At 70.6% G+C, this 1,944-nt stretch carries 2 protein-coding genes and 1 pseudogene; all 3 read right to left on the bottom strand.

The features are described from left to right. Positions 1-248 (bottom strand): annotated as a pseudogene (locus tag NQ160_RS23065) (ornithine carbamoyltransferase); the annotation flags it as partial. Then, positions 245-1,477, bottom strand: coding sequence for an acetylornithine transaminase (locus NQ160_RS23070; RefSeq protein WP_257517348.1), 1,233 nt, complete (start codon positions 1,475-1,477; stop codon positions 245-247). The pseudogene NQ160_RS23065 and the gene NQ160_RS23070, both read right to left, overlap by 4 nt. Continuing rightward, positions 1,474-1,944, bottom strand: a 471-nt coding sequence (locus NQ160_RS23075) for an amino acid kinase family protein (RefSeq protein WP_441338276.1), incomplete at its 5' end; no start/stop codon positions are given. The genes NQ160_RS23075 and NQ160_RS23070, both read right to left, overlap by 4 nt.

Raw genomic sequence — 1,944 nt, forward strand, 5'->3', positions numbered from 1 at the left:
GTCTCCTTGCCGCCCAGCTGACTGCTCGCCATGGAGATGATGAGCGGGGATCCGCCCAGATCGGCGATGCCGACGGCGAACGACACCCGCGTGCGGGTGGAGGATTTGTCGAAGATCACCGCGACCGTCTGCGGCCCTTCGAGGGGCTTCAGCTTCCAGCGGTCCTTCTTGAGGGCGACGGCCAGGTCGAGGATCTCGGCCTGTTCGGCCGCGGTCAGGTCGTCGTCGCGGAGCAGGTGACGGGTCACGCGGATGCCTCCTCGGGGGTGGTGGGGACGTCGAGCAGGAGCGCCTGCTCGACGGTGGACAGCGCGCGGGCGAAGAGGTCCGCGAACTCGTCGATTTCGACGTCGCCGATCGTCAGCGGCGGCGCGAGGCGCACGGTGCTGTCGTTGGCCGCGTTGACGATGAGCCCGTGCTCCTGCGCGGCGGCGACGACGGCGCCTGCGACGGGATGCCGCAGCGCGATGCCGATGAGCAGTCCCTGCCCGCGGCATCCGTCCACCAGGGGCGAGCCGATGGCGGCGACGGCTTCGCGGATCTGCTGACCGCGCACGGCGGCGTTGGCCACCAGGTCTGCGCTCTCGATCTCACCGAGCACCGCCGAGGCGACGGCGGTGCCGAGGGCGTTGCCGCCGAAGGTCGAGCCGTGGGTGCCGGGGTAGAACAGCTCACTCGCCGCGCCGAAGGTGATGAGCGCCCCGATGGGGAACCCGCCGCCGATGCCCTTGGCCACCGTGATGGCGTCGGGGGTGATGCCGGCGTGCTGGAACGCGAACCAGGCGCCGGTGCGGCCGGCGCCGGTCTGGATCTCGTCGACGATGAGCAGCGCCCCGTGACGCGCGGTGATCTCGCGAGCGGCGCGGAGGAACCCCTCCGGCAGCTCCACGACGCCCGCCTCGCCCTTGATGGGTTCGACGAACAGCGCCGCCACCCGGTCGTCCATCGCCTGCTCGAGCGCCTCGACGGTGGAGTCGATGAACTCCACCCCGGGCACCATCGGCAGGAACGGCTCCTGCATGTAGGGCTTTCCGGTGAGCGCGAGCGTTCCCATGGTGCGACCGTGGAAAGCGTCCTTGAAGGCGAGGATGCGAGGCCGGTCGGCTCCGCCGTGCAGGCGGGCCAGCTTGAAGGCTGCTTCGTTGGCCTCCGCCCCGGAGTTTCCGAAGTACACCCGGCCGTCCGGGCCTGTGCCGGCGAGGCGCTTCAGGCGCGCGGCGAGCTCGAGCTGCGACGGGGTGGCGAAGAAGTTCGATACGTGGGCGAGGGTCGCGGCCTGCCGCGAGACCGCCTCGACGAACGTCGGGTGGGCGTGGCCGATGGAGTTGACCGCGATGCCGGCGAGGAAGTCGAGGTAACGACGCCCCTCGGCGTCCCAGAGGGCTGCCCCCTCGCCGCGCACGAACAGCGCCGCGCGCTCACCGACGTTGCGCACCAGATCGCGCTGGGCGTCGTCCTTCCAGCTGTCTGCGGTCATCCCGCCACCACCTCCGTGCCGATTCCCTGCTCCGTGAAGATCTCCACCAGCAGCGAGTGCGGCTGGCGTCCGTCGATGATCGCAGCGGTGTCGACGCCACCGTCCACGGCGTCGAGGCACGCCTGCATCTTCGGAATCATCCCCGACTCCAAAGTGGGCAGCATGGCGCGCAGGTCGGTCGCCGTCAGGTGCGACACCAGCGAGCTGCGGTCTGGCCAGTCGGCGTAGAGGCCGGGTACGTCGGTGAGGATGATGAGCTTCGTCGCCCCGAGCGCAACGGCGAGGGATGCCGCAGCGGCGTCGGCGTTGACGTTGAGCGACTGCCCGGGGTTGTCGAGGTCGGGCGCGATGCTCGAGACCACCGGGATGCGCCCGGCGGCGAGCTGATCGAGCACCGGCTGCGGATCGACCGCGACGACGTCGCCGACATTGCCGAGGTCGTGCTCGACTCCGTCGACGTGCACGCC

The sequence above is a fragment of the Microbacterium sp. zg.Y909 genome, from assembly GCF_024626565.1.